Annotated in this window: 14 protein-coding genes; 11 read left to right on the top strand and 3 right to left on the bottom strand. The window is 48.5% G+C overall.

All coding sequences use genetic code 11. The features are described 5' to 3' along the window. Positions 1-308 precede the first annotated feature (308 nt). The 4 genes from GPK49_RS11620 to GPK49_RS11605 all read left to right on the top strand — a co-directional run bounded on the left by GPK49_RS11620 (position 309) and on the right by GPK49_RS11605 (position 5,453). Positions 309-2,030, top strand: a complete 1,722-nt coding sequence (locus GPK49_RS11620; protein ID WP_412207672.1) for a ribonuclease J — start codon at positions 309-311, stop codon at positions 2,028-2,030. Between the two features lie 508 nt (positions 2,031-2,538). After that, entirely contained in the window at positions 2,539-3,423 is an 885-nt protein-coding gene (locus GPK49_RS11615; RefSeq protein ID WP_215678040.1) for a LysR family transcriptional regulator, read from the top strand. Positions 3,424-3,491: 68 nt separating this feature from the next. After that, entirely contained in the window at positions 3,492-4,490 is a 999-nt protein-coding gene (locus GPK49_RS11610; protein WP_215678037.1) for an aldo/keto reductase, read from the top strand. 135 nt (positions 4,491-4,625) lie between these two features. Beyond that, positions 4,626-5,453, top strand: coding sequence for an alpha/beta fold hydrolase (locus GPK49_RS11605; protein WP_215678034.1), 828 nt, complete (start codon positions 4,626-4,628; stop codon positions 5,451-5,453). Positions 5,454-5,520: 67 nt separating this feature from the next. Here GPK49_RS11605 and GPK49_RS11600 read toward each other — a convergent pair whose 3' ends face one another. Beyond that, complete coding sequence (locus GPK49_RS11600; protein ID WP_118579875.1) at positions 5,521-6,390, bottom strand: methionyl aminopeptidase; 870 nt, start codon at positions 6,388-6,390, stop codon at positions 5,521-5,523. Between the two features lie 271 nt (positions 6,391-6,661). Between GPK49_RS11600 and cysK the strand changes: the two genes are divergently transcribed. The 3 genes from cysK (at position 6,662) to GPK49_RS11585 (ending at position 8,948) form a co-directional block, all read left to right on the top strand. Further along, positions 6,662-7,588, top strand: coding sequence for a cysteine synthase A (gene cysK / locus GPK49_RS11595; RefSeq protein ID WP_215678030.1), 927 nt, complete (start codon positions 6,662-6,664; stop codon positions 7,586-7,588). Then, on the top strand, positions 7,588-8,223 hold the full coding sequence (locus GPK49_RS11590) for a TraX family protein (protein WP_215678028.1): 636 nt from the start codon (positions 7,588-7,590) through the stop codon (positions 8,221-8,223). The genes cysK and GPK49_RS11590 overlap by 1 nt, the downstream gene beginning before the upstream one ends. 71 nt (positions 8,224-8,294) lie before the next feature. Further along, complete coding sequence (locus GPK49_RS11585) at positions 8,295-8,948, top strand: hypothetical protein (RefSeq protein WP_215678025.1); 654 nt, start codon at positions 8,295-8,297, stop codon at positions 8,946-8,948. Positions 8,949-9,012: 64 nt separating this feature from the next. On the opposite strand, the gene ytvI is transcribed toward GPK49_RS11585, so the two are convergent. Then, positions 9,013-10,080 carry a sporulation integral membrane protein YtvI gene (ytvI, locus tag GPK49_RS11580; protein ID WP_215678022.1) on the bottom strand — a complete coding sequence of 356 codons (1,068 nt, stop codon included), beginning with the start codon at positions 10,078-10,080 and terminating at the stop codon, positions 9,013-9,015. A 221-nt stretch (positions 10,081-10,301) separates the two neighbouring features. Between ytvI and ispE the strand changes: the two genes are divergently transcribed. The 4 genes from ispE (at position 10,302) to GPK49_RS11560 (ending at position 14,602) form a co-directional block, all read left to right on the top strand. Beyond that, positions 10,302-11,231, top strand: coding sequence for a 4-(cytidine 5'-diphospho)-2-C-methyl-D-erythritol kinase (ispE, locus tag GPK49_RS11575; protein WP_118579864.1), 930 nt, complete (start codon positions 10,302-10,304; stop codon positions 11,229-11,231). After that, positions 11,197-11,871 (top strand): GntR family transcriptional regulator, encoded by a 675-nt coding sequence (locus GPK49_RS11570; protein ID WP_016407536.1) that lies wholly within the window; start codon positions 11,197-11,199, stop codon positions 11,869-11,871. The genes ispE and GPK49_RS11570 overlap by 35 nt, the downstream gene beginning before the upstream one ends. Positions 11,872-12,052: 181 nt before the next feature. Beyond that, on the top strand, positions 12,053-13,159 hold the full coding sequence (locus GPK49_RS11565) for a G5 domain-containing protein (RefSeq protein ID WP_215678019.1): 1,107 nt from the start codon (positions 12,053-12,055) through the stop codon (positions 13,157-13,159). Positions 13,160-13,273: 114 nt separating this feature from the next. Next, the gene (locus GPK49_RS11560; protein ID WP_215678017.1) at positions 13,274-14,602 is read left to right on the top strand and encodes a glucose-6-phosphate isomerase; all 1,329 of its coding nucleotides are present in this window, start codon (positions 13,274-13,276) and stop codon (positions 14,600-14,602) included. Between the two features lie 59 nt (positions 14,603-14,661). Here GPK49_RS11560 and GPK49_RS11555 read toward each other — a convergent pair whose 3' ends face one another. Further along, the gene (locus GPK49_RS11555; RefSeq protein ID WP_016407533.1) at positions 14,662-14,922 is read right to left on the bottom strand and encodes a hypothetical protein; all 261 of its coding nucleotides are present in this window, start codon (positions 14,920-14,922) and stop codon (positions 14,662-14,664) included. Between the last annotated feature and the right edge of the window lie 154 nt (positions 14,923-15,076).

Raw genomic sequence — 15,076 nt, 5'->3', positions numbered from 1 at the left:
CATCGGATTGGAAAAACGGAGCGGAAATGTTTTTGTAATCGTTGAGTATCGACTGCTCTTTTTCTGTTTGCCCTTTTTTGGAAAAGGGACGCTGATTCTGCCGTTTAAAGAGAACTTTTTTACGCCATACTATAAAGAAAATGACAGAGAAAACAAAAAAGGAGGTGTGTTTTTTGGCAGAGAAAAAATCCGCGAAGGAGACAAACGGAAAGGATTCCACGAAGGAAACCAAAACGAGAACAGCAAAGACAAAGGCGGACAGCAGGGCAAAGACAGAGCCGAAGGCGAAAAAGGAGCCGACTGCGAAGATGACGGCGAAACCGGCGGCAAAGCCGAAGCAGCGCACAAAGAGCCGCGCAAAGGCAAAGCCTAAGATGAACCTGAAGGTGATCGCGCTGGGCGGTCTGGATGAAATCGGTAAAAATATGACGGTTCTGGAATATGGCGATGATATTATCATCATCGACTGCGGTCTGGCCTTCCCTGAGGATGATATGCTGGGGATCGATCTGGTTATCCCTGACGTGACTTATTTGACAAAAAACATCGACAAAATCAAAGGGATTGTATTAACACACGGACACGAGGATCATATCGGCGCATTGCCCTATATCCTCAAGCAGATTAACGTACCCGTATTCGGGACACTGCTGACACTGGGGCTTCTGGAAAATAAGCTGAGAGAGCATAAAATGCTGGATTCCACAACAAGGCATACGGTTGTACCCGGCGAAAAGGTAAAGCTGGGACAGATGGTTGTGGAATTTATCCATACGAACCACTCTATCGCAGACGCGGTCGCACTGGCAATCCATACACCTGTGGGCGTTGTGGTGCATACGGGCGACTTTAAGGTGGACTATACGCCCATTGACGGTGATGTGATTGATCTACAGCGGTTTGCTGCACTGGGCAAGGAGGGCGTTCTCCTGCTGATGAGCGACAGCACCAATGCAGAGAGAAGGGGCTTCACGATGTCCGAAAAGAACGTGGGGAAGGTGTTCGAGAAGATTTTCGAGGAAACACCGAAGAACCGTATCATGGTTGCGACCTTCTCCTCAAACATCCATCGTATTCAGCAGGTTATCAATGCGGCATATATGTACGGCAGAAAGGTTGCCATTATCGGTCGCAGTATGGTCAATGCGGTGAAAACGGCATCCGAGCTGGATTATCTCTGGATTCCGCCCAGAACGCTGATTGATATTAACGAAACAAGAAATTATCGGGATGATCAGCTGGTTATCATTACGACAGGCAGCCAAGGGGAGACAATGTCCGCCCTGTCCCGTATCGCATCCGGCGAGCATAAGCAGATTAACGTAAAGCCTGATGATAAAATTATCATCAGTGCATCTGCCATTCCGGGGAATGAAAAAAGCATTTCTCGTGTGGTGAATGAGCTGCTGAAAAAGGGCGCAAACGTGGTTTATGGAGATATTGAGGATATCCACGTTTCCGGTCACGCCCGTCAGGAGGAGCTGAAGCTGATGCTGGCGCTGACAAAGCCGAAGTTCTTCATGCCTGTGCATGGGGAATTCATGCACCTTTCCTGTCACAAGAATTTGGCGATTTCCATGGGGATGGATAAAAATGACATCTTCGTGATGAAGCTGGGTGAGGTGCTGGAGGTCAACAAAAATGAGGCGAAGGTTACCGGAACTGTGCCTGTGGGACAGATTATGGTAGACGGCTTGGGCGTTGGCGATGTCGGCAATATCGTTCTGCGTGACAGAAAGCATTTGTCACAGGATGGACTGATGGTGGTTGTGGTTTCCATGGACCGAGAAATGGGGACGATTGTTTCCGGCCCCGATATTATTTCCAGAGGGTTTGTATATGTCCGCGAGGCAGAAAATCTGATGGATGAGGCGCGCGCCTGCGTGTTGGATGCGCTGCTGAAATGCGAGGAAAAGAATGTTACAAGCTGGAATTATATCAAGGGTGTCATTAAGGATACGCTGAAAAATTATATTTGGCAGAAGACAAAGAGAAGTCCGATGATTCTGCCGATTATTATGGAAGTATAAAAGAAAAAGAGCCGATTTCATGTGCACAGTGAAATCAGGCTCTTTTTTTACTTGCAACGGAAGCCTAGTGGGATTCCTCGCCGAAGCGTCCTCCATTATCTAGGAATCATTCCGTTGCCTCTGCCTGCAGAATAGCGTATTTCCGAGATGCCGCAAATGCTTCGGCTATGCCCGAAGGGCAGGAAGGCGTATTCTGCGTCAATCCTTATTCCCAATCCTATTTCCGCAAGGTTTCCCTAAATAGCGGGGTACAATTCCCCGAATCGTTCCGCCAAGCGGTATCCGTTCAAGAAAGACTATCAAGTGCCGATATGCAAAGCCCACCGGCCTACGCCCGAAACGCTGCTTAAGTTTATCCTTCTTCATTCTACTATACCGCAGCGGGCGGAGAAAAGCAATACGGCTGATGGAGAAAGAAAAAAATCAAGACAGATTCTATCTTGATTTTTTGCTGCATTTCGGATAGAGTGAGAGAAAGAATGTTGAAGGATGGGAAAAAGGAGCAGTTATGGATATCAAAAATCTGGTTACTTTCATACATGTAGCGGAGTTGCGCAGCTTCACAAAGGCAGGGGATAAGCTGGGCTATTCCCAATCAACGGTTTCTTTCCAGATTCGTCAGCTGGAAAATGAATTGGGGGTGCCCTTATTTGAGAGAATCAACCGCACGGTTACGCTGACAGAGCATGGGATTCGTCTGCTGCGCTCTGCTTACAAAATCAATGAGCTTTTGGAAAGCTTTCAGGAGGAAACGAAAGCGGAAACGAAGGTGCATGGGCGTGTGCGTCTGGCGATTGCGGATTCCCTGAGCAGTGAGGTGATTCGGCGCATTTTCCCGGAGCTGCATCGCAAATATCCCGACATTATGCTGGAGTGTATTTCCGCAGGCACGCAGGAGATGTTTCGCCTTTTAAACCAGAATGAAGCGGATATTGTGTATACGCTGGATAACCATATTTACGATACGAATTATGTGATACAGCAGGAGAGCCGCATTGGGGTGCATTTTGTCTGCGCGTCGGAAAATGTGCTTGCCGCGCGGGATGCCATTGCTTTGACAGAATTGGTGAAGCAGCCGTTTCTGCTGACGGAAAAGGGTATGAGCTACCGCCGGATGCTGGATGAGAAGCTTGCGGCACATTCCCTGGAGATTCAGCCTGTTTTTGTCAGCGGGAATGCAGGGCTGATTGCATCTCTGGTGGAGCAGAATGCAGGGCTTGCGCTTCTGCCTGATTATATCACGAAGCCGTATATCGAAAAGGGGGCACTGTGCTATCTGAATGTGCCTGAAATGGAAATTGAAATCTGGACACAGCTGCTGCACCATCGGGAAAAATGGGTTTCCGAGCCGATGCGGATTGTGATTGACCATCTGCGGCGGTGTATGCTGTGATGCGGTGCCCATTTCGATACTTATATGGTATACTGTAAGCAGTTTTCAAAGCAAACGGAGGGATAACAATGAGATATCAGAAGCTTGGCAATACGGATATTGATGTTTCCGTGATTGCATTAGGCACATGGGGACTTGGCGGCGGCAGTGTCTGGACGGACAGAGATTCTACGGTAGAGGATACCGGAAATCTGTTGGACATCTGTCGGGAATATGGCGTAAATTATATTGATACCGCGCCGGTTTACGGCACAGGTGCAAGCGAGAAGCTGCTCGGCAAGGCATTGAAGGGCAGAAGACAGGACTTTATCCTGCAAAGCAAATGCTCCCTGAACTGGAGAAATGAGGGCGGTAATTTCCATTATGAACGCGATGGGTACACCGTCAACAATGACACCCGTGCGGCGGCAGTGAAAAAGGACGTGGAGGATTCTCTGCGCAGGATGCAGACGGATTATCTGGATTCCGTGATTGTGCATTATGTCTGCGGCAGCTTTCCTGTAGAGGAAACGGTCGGCGCGCTGGAGGATCTGGTCAGAGAAGGGAAAATCCGCACCTATGGGCTTTCCAACAGCCAGCCTGCGGATTTGGCGGCATATCGGAGGGTTGGCGGCAAGGTATCCGTTGTGCAGGAATTTTTCAGTATTCTTTCGCCCTTCCATGGCAGAGAATATTTTGAGATGTGCAGAAAAAACAATACTGTATTCCAGACCTACGGCGTATTGGAGGAGGGCTTTCTGACCTCTCCTGCATTTCTGGATAAGGAATTTGCGAAAACGGACATCCGTTCCAGACTGCCGTGGGTGGCACCCGAAAAGAAGGAAGGACTGCGCCGTGCATTTGCACTCTGGGCACCGATGTGCGAGGAATATCATTGCAGCTATGCGGCATTGGTGGAGGCTTGGGCGCTGTCTCAGTATGACAGAATGAGCCTTCTGGTTGGCATGCGTCGTGCATCGAGCGTAGAGGATACTGCGAAGTGTCTGGATATCAGGCTGAAGGCGGAGGATATCAAGCGCATGGAGGAGGCTGTAAAGGCAATTCAGGTTGCGGTTCTGGACAAATAGGTTTTGAAAAAGCATAACCACCGGTTTACCGGTGGTTATATTGATTTTTCGGCAGAAATTTTATTCTTGCAATTTTCTACAAAAATGCTATGATATAAAAAATATACGAAAGAAAAACCGAAGGAGGCGCATGCGATGGATTTGAAATATTTGACGAAGGAAGGCTCATGGGAGAAAAATCCCCCTGATTTACAGGCGGAGGTTTTGCAGGGAAAGCGTGGCAGGCTTCTGGTGACAATTTACCGCGCAGGCGGCGCAGGGCTGCATCCGACGGTTTTGCTGAGTCATGGCTTTCCGGGCATTGAAAAGAATTTTGACTTAGCGCAGGCGCTGCGGCGCATCGGCTTTCATGTGGTGCTGTATCATTACAGCGGCAGCTGGGGCAGTGATGGGGCGTATGCCTATGCGCATAATCTGGAGGATGCAGACACCCTTCTGGAATTTATCGAAACGAATACGACCTACGGCTTTGATCGGGAGCGACTGTTTGTGGCAGGGCATAGTGTAGGCGGCTTTGTGACGGCACAGCTTTTGGCGGCGCATCCGGAGCTGAAGGCGGCGGTTCTGCTTGCGCCCTGCGATTTAGGCGGCGTGATGGGCTTTGCGGATGATACGGAGCCGAAGCGGCTGCTGCTGGATATTTTTGAGGGTGGCCCGATTTGGCTGAGCGGAACCTCTCCTGCGGCATTATATGAGGAGGTTTTCGCCAATCAGGCAAGCTATCGCATTGGGGCATTGCTGGAACGCTTCGGAAAACGTCCGGTTTATTGCTTAGGTGCGGTGCAGGATGAGTGCTGTCCGCCTGCGGCGCATTGCCTGCCTTGGGTAGAGGAGCTGAAGAAAATGGGTGGAAATGTGGTTTATGAAGCATTGGACACCGACCATTCCTTCAGCGACACCAGATTGCAGATGATTGAGAAAACGGCAAAATTTCTGGCGGAACAGGCGCAGAAAGCAGAATAATGTTTATAAAAATAAACCCCCTTCATACACAGCGTACGGAGGGGGTTCGTTGTTTCATAAGCAAATTTTAGTGTGTGATAATTTCTACGCCGTCCTCGGTTACGGCAACGGTATATTCCCACTGGGCGGAAAGAGAACCGTCCTCGGTATAAACCGTCCATTCGTTTTCTTCATCTACGAAGAAATCCTCTTTGCCTTCATTTACCATGGGTTCAATCGTAAAGACCATGCCGGGCACAAGAAGCATCCCTGTTCCTCTCTTGCCGATATGGCAGACATACGGGTCCTCATGGAAATCATTGCCGACCCCATGACCGCCGATATCACGCAGAACAGTATAGCCATGCTGATGGACATATTCGCTGATGACTGCGCCGATATCGCCCAGTCTGCCCCAAGGCTTTACTTCCTTCAGGGCTAAATCAACAGATTCCTTTGTCACCTCAACCAGCTTTCTCGCTTCGTCGCAGACATTGCCAATCAGGAACATACGGGAGGCATCGGCATAATAGCCATCCAGAATGGTGGTAACGTCAACATTGATGATATCGCCATCCTGCAGGATTTGATTGGGATCGGGGATACCATGACAAATGGCATCGTTCACAGAGGTGCAGACGCTCTTGGGGAAGCCCTGATAGCCCAGAGGCGCAGGGATACCGCCATGCTCTACGGTGTAGTTATGCACCAGTGTATTGATATCGTCTGTGGACATGCCTGCCTTGATATTTTCCGCAACCATATCCAGAATTGCCGTATTCAGCTTGCCTGCCTTGCGGATGCCTTCTAGCTGTTCGGGGGTTTTAATCAGCTTATGATTGGGAACGGGAATATGCTTTAATTGATACGCCGCCAGCTTATCATCAAAAGCCGCGTGGCAGGATTTGTATTTTTTGCCGCTGCCGCACCAGCAGGGGTCATTTCTACCGATTTTCATAGTATTTCTCCTTTTTTCTGTATAGACTACTTACCAAAACAATGGTAGCACAAAAAAGAAGATGGTACAATAGAAGAAAATGAGAAAAAACGATTGACAAATAGAAAAAACAGGTGTATCCTCTTAAATCATAGTTAATCGATATGAAATAGGGAGTGATGTTATGCTTTTAAAAAGTACAATTTTTGGCTGTTGTTGCTGTCAGGCTTGCAAATTTATGTTACACTAATGAAATGCGGAAAACAGATTTTTTGAACGGAGGATAACAACTATGGCTAAGATTTATAAAAGTGTAGAAGAACTGATTGGCAACACACCCTTACTGGAGCTGACAAAGATTGAAAAGGAAACGGGCGCAACTCTGCTGGCAAAGGTAGAAGCGCTGAACCCCGGCGGCAGTGCGAAGGATCGTATTGCAAAGCGCATGGTGGAGGATGCGGAAAAGGCAGGCATCCTGAAGGAGGGCGCAACCATCATTGAGCCCACAAGCGGCAACACAGGCATTGGTCTGGCATTGATGGCGGCGGCAAGAGGCTATCGCGCAATCATCGTTATGCCTGACAGCATGAGCATGGAACGCAGACTGCTGATGACAGCCTTTGGTGCGGAGCTGGTGCTGACAGAGGGCAAGCAGGGTATGAAGGGTGCGGTGGAAAAGGCGGAGGAGCTGGCAAAGGAAATCCCCGATTCCTTCATTGCAGGGCAGTTTGTGAACCCCTCCAATCCGGCGGCGCATTATGAAACCACAGGCCCTGAGATCTGGGCAGATACCGATGGCAAGGTGGATATTTTCGTTGCAGGCATCGGTACAGGCGGCACAATCACAGGCGTAGGCAAATATCTGAAGGAAAAGAACCCTGCGGTGCAGATTGTCGCAGTAGAGCCGGCAGCCTCCCCCCTGCTGTCCAAGGGTGTTGCAGGCCCTCATGGGATTCAGGGGATTGGCGCAAACTTTGTACCCGATGTTCTGAATACAGAGATTTATGATGAAATTGTTACTGTAACGAATGAAGATGCGTATGCGGCAGGCAGAAGCCTTGCGAGAGAGGAAGGTCTGCTGTCCGGTATTTCCGCAGGTGCGGCGGTACATGCGGCGAAGGAGATTGCAAAGCGCCCCGAAAATGCAGGCAAAAACATTGTGGTATTCCTGCCGGATACGGGCGACAGATATCTCTCCACTCCTATGTTCCAGGAATAATGGGAAGGGAACAGCGGCAATTCATACAGTTTATTGCGGCACTGACCATGCTGATTGACCACATCGGCATGGTCTTTTTTCCGAGTGTCATCGGCTTTCGTGCCATCGGGCGGCTTTCGTTTCCGCTGTTTGCCTTCGGTATTGCCGAGGGGGTGCGCTATACGCATTGCTTTTGGCGGTATTTCGGGCGAATTCTTCTGACGGCGGTCCTTTCTCAGCCGATTTATATGCTTCTGTTCGGCATCACACAGGGCAATCCCTTATTCATGCTGGCATGGGGTGCGGCGGCGTTGTATTTCTTTCGGCAGAGGAAAAAGGCGGTTGCGGCGGTACTGCTTATCGGCTCTTATTTTGCTGACATGAGCTATGGCTGGTATGGTGTCTGGACGATTTTCTGCTTCGGGCTTTATGCGGAACGGGAAAGCCTCTGCTTTTACGGACAGCTGCTGCTGAATATTCTGTATGGCTTGAAAACAAGGGCATGGATTCAGCTATTGTCTCTCTTTTCCTTTGGCTTTTTGGATGAGAAATGGCGTGTGGCGGCGTTTTCAAAAAAACTGCCACGTTATTTCTTTTATGTGTTTTATCCCCTGCATCTACTGGTGCTTTGGGGCATCAAGGCAGGAATCTCATAGTACATTTTTTGCCGAAATTGTGGTATAATTTTACTTAACCCATTTACCCAAAAGACAAAGGAGAACGATTTATGAAAAAAATGAAACGAATTCTGGCGGCAGGGCTGATGATTCTTGCATTGGCAGGCTGCGGTGCTTCCGACAATCAGGCGGCGGAATATCCTGCCATGGAGCCGCTGGATATCAGCAAGATGGAGCTGGCGACAGTGGAAAACGGCACGGCAAAATATCAGTATGATGCGGATGTTTGGACAACGGAGGGCGAGGTTGTAAACAGTCTGGTGTTATATGCAAGGGATACCGTTGGGACAGAGAAGCCGGTTGCCATCAACGTACAGATTGCAGGGGAGAGAAAGAAAGCCCTTGACGAGGATCTGATGAATCAGGTGCTGGAGCAGCTGGAAAAGAATGCTTCTCTGACGGTTGAGAAATGTGAGCTGCGCAGCTTTGACGGCAATCCTGTCATCTATATGGAAAATTCCTTCACCTTCAACGATGCGGTTATTGATCAGATGATTGAAAATGAGCTTTGGACAGAGGAGTCCTTGGAGCAGGCGGGCGGCAGAGAAACGATTCTTGCTATTCCTGATTCCCATTCCATTGTTGTGTACGGAATTCTGGATGGCAATCTGGTGATTTATGGCGGCACCTATTATGAGGATGCACAGAAGCAGGAAGTGCTGGATGCTATCAATATTATGCTGCAGACAACAGAAATCGAATAAAAATCAAAAAAGAAAAAGGATAAATCCCGTTCTGAGATTTATCCTTTTTTGTATGCTGATAAAATTATAAAGGCTTCTGTAGCTCTCTGTTCTGCTTCCTTGCGTGGAAAAGTGCTTTCAGCACAACCGCAACGATAGGCCCTAAAATCAGCCCGAATACCCCGATGCACTTAAAGCCGAAATACATGGAGAACAGTGTCAGCAGGGGATGCAGCCCAATCTGCGTGCCAAGAATTTTCGGCTGTAGGATTTGCCGCGTTATTTGGATGATGCCATAAAGTGCCAGATAGCCGATGGCAAGGAAGGTATTTCCTCTGGTGAAGAAATAAATTGCGCCCGGCCAGAGGATGAACCCGCTGCCGAAGAAGGGCAGGGCATCGATAATGGCAATCAGAATACTCAGCAGCAGCGGATGAGGCGAATGCAGCACCAGCATCCCGATGAGAGTGACGATAAAAATAAAGCCCATCAGAATCAGCTGCGTTTTGAGATAGCCCAGGACAGAAGCCTTTAATTCTTGCTTTGTGGTATAGACGGAAAGCCCGAACAGCGGCGCAATATGAATTTCATACTGCCGGCGAAGCAGGTCTCTGTCCTTTGTGAAGAAATAGGCGGAAATCAGTGATACAAAAAACGCAATGAAAAAGCCGGAAACACCGCCAAGCTTGCCTGTTGCGCTGCCCTTGGGAACAAGGGAGAGCAGAAAGCCGGAGGAATCCGTTTGCAGGCTGGAGAAAAAGACCTGTAATGTCTTTGGCAGCCTCTGCGCAAGGGTATCAAACCGTGTCCAGAAATGTGCAAGCCCCGTTTCAAACAGGTTGATATAGTGCGGCAGATTTTCGGAAAGCTCCTTCAGCTTGGCAATCAGCCCTGTGCCGCTCCAGAAGCCGAGCAGTCCCAACAGGGCAAACAGCAGCAGAATCCCGATGATGGCACTGATGCCACGGGGAATATGAAATTTCTGCAGGCGGTCTGCCAGAGGGTTAAACAGCAGGCTCAACAGCCACCCGATGAGGAATGGCAGGAAAATCCGAAAAAGATAGCGAAAGAACAGACAGCAGCCGAGCACCGCCGCAAGCAGCAGGACAATATCATGAATGGCTTGTTTATTTTTTTCGTAAAATGTCCACATAAAGATACCCCCTTCAGGGAAGGAAAAATTTTTCTTTTCTTCATTATTATAGCACAAAAAAAGAATAGGAATTTCATCTTTACCGTTTTTTAAAAGAATGTTAACTTTTTCGACAAAAAATTCTTTTTTTGTGTAAGTTGATGGTTGCGTGTTTGTTTTATGTAGTGTACAATATCCATAATAAAAATGTATACAGTATAGAAAAAACGGGAGGCTACACCGTGAGAGAAATACGACTGAAGGCAAGAGCAAAAATCAATTTAACCCTGGATGTGACAGGCAAAAGGGAGGACGGCTATCATCTTCTGGAAACCATCATGCAGACGGTAGCACTGTATGACGGTATCTATATGAAGAAGCTGGAAAAGCCCGTAATCAAGCTGAAAACCAACCTGCCATGGCTGCCGACGGATGCGCGCAATCTGGCGTGGAAGGCGGCAAACCTGATGCGGGAGACCTTCGGCATAAAGGAGGGTGTGTTTATTGAGATTGATAAACGAATCCCCGTTGCGGCAGGGCTTGCCGGCGGCAGTACGGATTGTGCGGCTGTTCTGGTGGGCATGAACCGCCTGTTTGGTCTGGGGCTTTCCGAAGCACAGCTGGAGGAGGTGGCGGGCAGATTGGGTTCGGATATCCCTTACTGCATCCGTCGCGGCACAGTTTTGTGCGAGGGAGTCGGCGAGGTGATGACAAATGTCGCACATCCTTGTCCGGATTGCTATGTGGTATTGGCAAAGCTGCCCGTCAGCGTTTCCACAGCTTCTGTTTATAAGCAGCTGCGTTGGCAGGAAATCGAGCAGCACCCCGATACAAAAGCAATGCTCAAAGCCATGGAAGAGAAAGATGTGGCAAAGATGGGAAAGCTGCTTTCCAATGTTCTGGAAACCGTGACCATTGAGCTGCATCCAAGAATCGCAAAAATAAAAGCACGTTTGATGGAATTAGGGGCGGAGGGTGCCCTCATGAGCGGCAGCGGTCCAACGGTGTTTGCCCTGTTTACGGACAGAGCAAAGGCAAGAAAGGCGGCGGCTCTGGTGAAACGGGAGTTTGCCCTGAAGGATTGCTTGGCAACAAGAACCTATCGGGTACGAAGAGAGCTGAGAGGAGAACATAATAATGACCGAAACAAAATTCAACATCAATACAAATGAGTATTTACCGTTGCGAGATGTCGTATTTAACACACTGAGGGATGCGATTCTGACAGGCAAGCTGGTTCCCGGAGAAAGACTGATGGAAAATCAGCTGGCGGAAAAGCTTGGCGTAAGCCGTACTCCTGTCAGAGAGGCACTGCGTATGCTGGAGCTGGAAAATCTGGTAGAGCTGGTGCCCAGAAAGGGCGCGCAGGTGCTGGATATGACAGAAAAGGATATCGTAAATATTCTGGAAATCAGAAGCGCGCTGGAAGGGCTTGCAACCTCTCTGGCTTGTAAGAAGATGACAAAGGAATGTTTGCAGCAGCTGAAAAATATGGAAGTGGATTTTGAACGCGCGGTTGCGGAAAATGATGTAGAGCGTTTTGTGGATATTGACGAAGATTTCCATGATGTGATCTTTCAGGCAACAGAAAACGATAAGCTGATTCAGATGTTCCGAAACCTGAGAATCCAGCTGTATCGTTACAGAATGGCACAGGCGAAGAACGATAATTCCATGTCCACCATCGTGGCACACCACAGAAGTATTCTGCGTGCGCTGGAAAATCATGACAGCGAGGAAGGCGCAGCAGTGGCACAGGGTCATATCAAATACCAGACAGAATCCATTCTGCGTTTTATCAAAAATAAATAAGACAATATAAGCCTCCCTTGCGGAGGCTTTTTTTGATGCAAACGAGCTTCTGCGGAAGGGCTTATCTTACAGTTTCGTTACAGAAAAACGGAATTTTTGCCTTTTGCTTGCAATCTTCCTGTGGATATCATAAAATAAAAGCATCAGTTGTCAGAATTTGAAGAAATAAGGGGGAAAACCCATGGCGGATACATTGTTCCCGAAACGGGAGGAGCGTGTGCCCTATGGCAGCGGAACACCTGCCGGACGGGACAGAAAAAATACAAAAGGCAAAAAAACAGGCAGAACGAACCGCAATAAGCCCGCAGAAAAAAAGCGCGGCAAAAAGGACGGCAAAAAGCTGAACCGCAATGCACTTTATCTGATTGGGATTATAGTGATTTTATTCATCGTGTTTCTCTTTGTGCGCAAAAACGGCTCTGCGGTTTATATCGCGGATGAGCAGGTCGGGATTCTGGAAACCAGAAAGGTAACGGCAAAGGAGCTGACTGCCACACTGGAAAGTCAGCTGGAGGGTATTGTCGGCTCGAAGGTGCAGATTAACGAGAAAATCAAGGTAGAGGGCATCCATATCGGCTCCAAGGAGAAGAAGGATGTCTGCACGATGGAGCATTTGCTGCCGAAAATGCGCAGCAAGGTGACGTATAAGGTGGAAGCGGCGATTATTACAGTGGATAGTGAAAAGGTTGCCATCCTTGCAAATGAAAAAGCGGCGAATGCCGTGCTCAAGCAGGTGCAGACCGACCTCATGCCCAAGGAGGGCGTTGCGGAGGATGCGGAAATCAGCTGGCAGGAGGATGTTGAGGTTGTGAAGGAATTTGTGGATTCCACGCAGATTCTGGAGCAGGAGAATGCCGTGAAGGTATTGGAATCCACTACAGAGGCAACCCAGAGCTATACCGTTCAGTCCGGCGATGCGCCGTATCTGATTGCAAATGAATTTAAAACAACGGTTGAAAAGCTGAATCAGCTGAATGAAGGCGCAAATCTTACCGGCGGGATTCGTGTGGGGCAGGTCATCAATGTGCCGGTACAGAAGCCGAAGATTTCCGTAAAAACAGTGGAAACACAGGTGCTGACGGCAGTGGAGCCAAAGACCTACCAAACGCAGTATGATGATACCAAGCCTTCGAGCTATCAGAAGGTCATCCAGCAGGGCAAGGCAGGGCAGAAGAAAAGCACCATCCGCATTACGCGTATCAACGGCGAGGTGACGGAGGAAAAGGAAGTGGATAAGGAGATTATCCAGGAGGCTGTGCCTGAAATCATCGTCAAGGGAACACAATAAAAAAATAGCGAAAAAAAGAGGGTCGTTCCGCAGATTTCTGCTGCGGAACGGCTTTTTTGTGGTAATATATTGATATCGGAATTGTACTTATGAAAAAAAGGAGGGGGATTTCCTATGGGTATTTCTTTTTCTCTGAAAGGAGATTTTATCAAAAAGGACGAGGTTTTTGCACTGCAAAAGGAGGTGGAGCGCTGCCATTATGCGCTTCATGAAAAAACAGGCAAGGGCAATGACTTTTTAGGCTGGGTGGATTTGCCCGTAAATTACGATAAGGAAGAATTTGACCGCATCAAAAAGGCGGCGGCACGCATACAGGCAAACAGCGAGGTGCTGATTGTCATTGGTATCGGCGGCTCCTATCTGGGGGCGAGAACGGCGCTCGATTTCATCAAGACCCCGTTTTATAATGAACGAAAAAAAGACACCCCCGATATTTATTTCGTAGGGAATAACATCAGCTCTGCCTATCTGAATGATGTTCTGGCAATTCTGGGAGACAGGGACTTTTCCGTCAACGTCATTTCCAAATCCGGCACGACCACAGAGCCTGCGATTGCCTTTCGCATTTTCAAGCAGCTTCTGGAGAAAAAATACGGAAAGGCAGAAGCCGCAAAGCGTATTTTTGCCACAACCGACCGCGCAAAGGGCGCGCTGAAGGGCATGTGCGACAGAGAGGGCTACGAAACCTTTGTCATCCCCGATGATGTCGGCGGACGCTTTTCCGTACTGACCCCTGTCGGGCTTTTACCGATGGCAGCTGCCGGCGTGGAGCTTAATGCTGTGATGCAGGGCGCGGCGGATGCAAGAGAAAAATACAGTAACCCTGATTTAAGGGAAAATGACTGCTATCAGTATGCCGCACTGCGCCATTTGTTCTATCAGCAGGGCAAAACGGTTGAAATTCTGGCAAATTATGAGCCGCATTTGACCTCCTTCGGGGAATGGTTCAAGCAGCTTTTCGCCGAAAGCGAGGGGAAGGAGCATAAGGGCATTTTCCCTGTGGCGGCGAATTTCTCAACGGATTTGCACTCCATCGGGCAGTATATTCAGGATGGTCTTAGGTGCTTCTTTGAAACGGTGCTTTGGGTGAAAACGCCGAAATCTGCCGCAGTGGTGCCATTTGATGCACAGGATGAGGATGGGCTGAATTTCCTTGCGGAAAAGGAAATCCATTTCGTCAACAGCAAGGCATTTGCAGGCACAATGCTCGCCCACATGGATGGCGGCGTACCCAATCTGGTGATTGCGCTGGATAAGATGGACGCTTATCATTTTGGGGCGTTGGTTTATTTCTTTGAAAAGGCAGTCGGCATCAGCGGCTATCTTCTGGATGTAAACCCCTTTGACCAGCCGGGGGTTGAGGCGTATAAGAAAAATATGTTTGCGCTTCTGGGAAAACCGGGCTACGAGGACAGAAAAGCTGAATTGGAAGCAAGACTTTAAGACAAAAAAAGAACTTCTCAACATAAAAATGAGAAGTTCTTTTTGATTGCCGAAAATGGTTAAAACAGCTGCGCCAGTAAGGCGGTGCAAAGTGCATCATCCAATTCGAGCAGGCTTTTCCTTCCGTCCGCAAAGGTAACGGAGATTTTATGATTGCCCTTGACCTCGCTTTCGATTTTGTGGGCGGCAACCATTTTTTTGTTGAGAATAATCATATTGCCGAGGTTGATGGATAAAACCACCTTGCCGCCGGAATGCATAATTTTGCCGCCGATATAGTCGCCTGCGATAACCTTATTTTTTGCGCCTAGGATACCCATGAAACACCCTCCTTGATTTTTTTCGCTTTTTTCTTACAAAATAGCATTTTTGGTGAAACTTGGCAAGCAAAAGCTTCGTCAAATATTGGATGCCAAGCGGTTTTGTTTACTTTTGCGGCACTTTCTAGTATAATCGAAGAAGAATAGAATGAAG

This window comes from Clostridium sp. MCC345, assembly GCF_018785345.1.
GTDB lineage: Bacteria > Bacillota > Clostridia > Lachnospirales > Anaerotignaceae > Anaerotignum_A > Anaerotignum_A faecicola.
The sequence above is the reverse complement of the archived record's forward strand: the minus strand, read 5'-3'. Positions and strand labels throughout refer to the sequence as shown.

Coding starts and splice junctions, on each gene's coding strand:
- GPK49_RS11620 (WP_412207672.1), top strand. CDS start 309: ATGACGGCGAAACCGGCGGCAAAGCCGAAGCAGCGCACAAAGAGCCGC.
- GPK49_RS11615 (WP_215678040.1), top strand. CDS start 2,539: ATGGATATCAAAAATCTGGTTACTTTCATACATGTAGCGGAGTTGCGC.
- GPK49_RS11610 (WP_215678037.1), top strand. CDS start 3,492: ATGAGATATCAGAAGCTTGGCAATACGGATATTGATGTTTCCGTGATT.
- GPK49_RS11605 (WP_215678034.1), top strand. CDS start 4,626: ATGGATTTGAAATATTTGACGAAGGAAGGCTCATGGGAGAAAAATCCC.
- GPK49_RS11600 (WP_118579875.1), bottom strand. CDS start 6,390: ATGAAAATCGGTAGAAATGACCCCTGCTGGTGCGGCAGCGGCAAAAAA.
- cysK (WP_215678030.1), top strand. CDS start 6,662: ATGGCTAAGATTTATAAAAGTGTAGAAGAACTGATTGGCAACACACCC.
- GPK49_RS11590 (WP_215678028.1), top strand. CDS start 7,588: ATGGGAAGGGAACAGCGGCAATTCATACAGTTTATTGCGGCACTGACC.
- GPK49_RS11585 (WP_215678025.1), top strand. CDS start 8,295: ATGAAAAAAATGAAACGAATTCTGGCGGCAGGGCTGATGATTCTTGCA.
- ytvI (WP_215678022.1), bottom strand. CDS start 10,080: ATGTGGACATTTTACGAAAAAAATAAACAAGCCATTCATGATATTGTC.
- GPK49_RS11570 (WP_016407536.1), top strand. CDS start 11,197: ATGACCGAAACAAAATTCAACATCAATACAAATGAGTATTTACCGTTG.
- GPK49_RS11565 (WP_215678019.1), top strand. CDS start 12,053: ATGGCGGATACATTGTTCCCGAAACGGGAGGAGCGTGTGCCCTATGGC.
- GPK49_RS11560 (WP_215678017.1), top strand. CDS start 13,274: ATGGGTATTTCTTTTTCTCTGAAAGGAGATTTTATCAAAAAGGACGAG.
- GPK49_RS11555 (WP_016407533.1), bottom strand. CDS start 14,922: ATGGGTATCCTAGGCGCAAAAAATAAGGTTATCGCAGGCGACTATATC.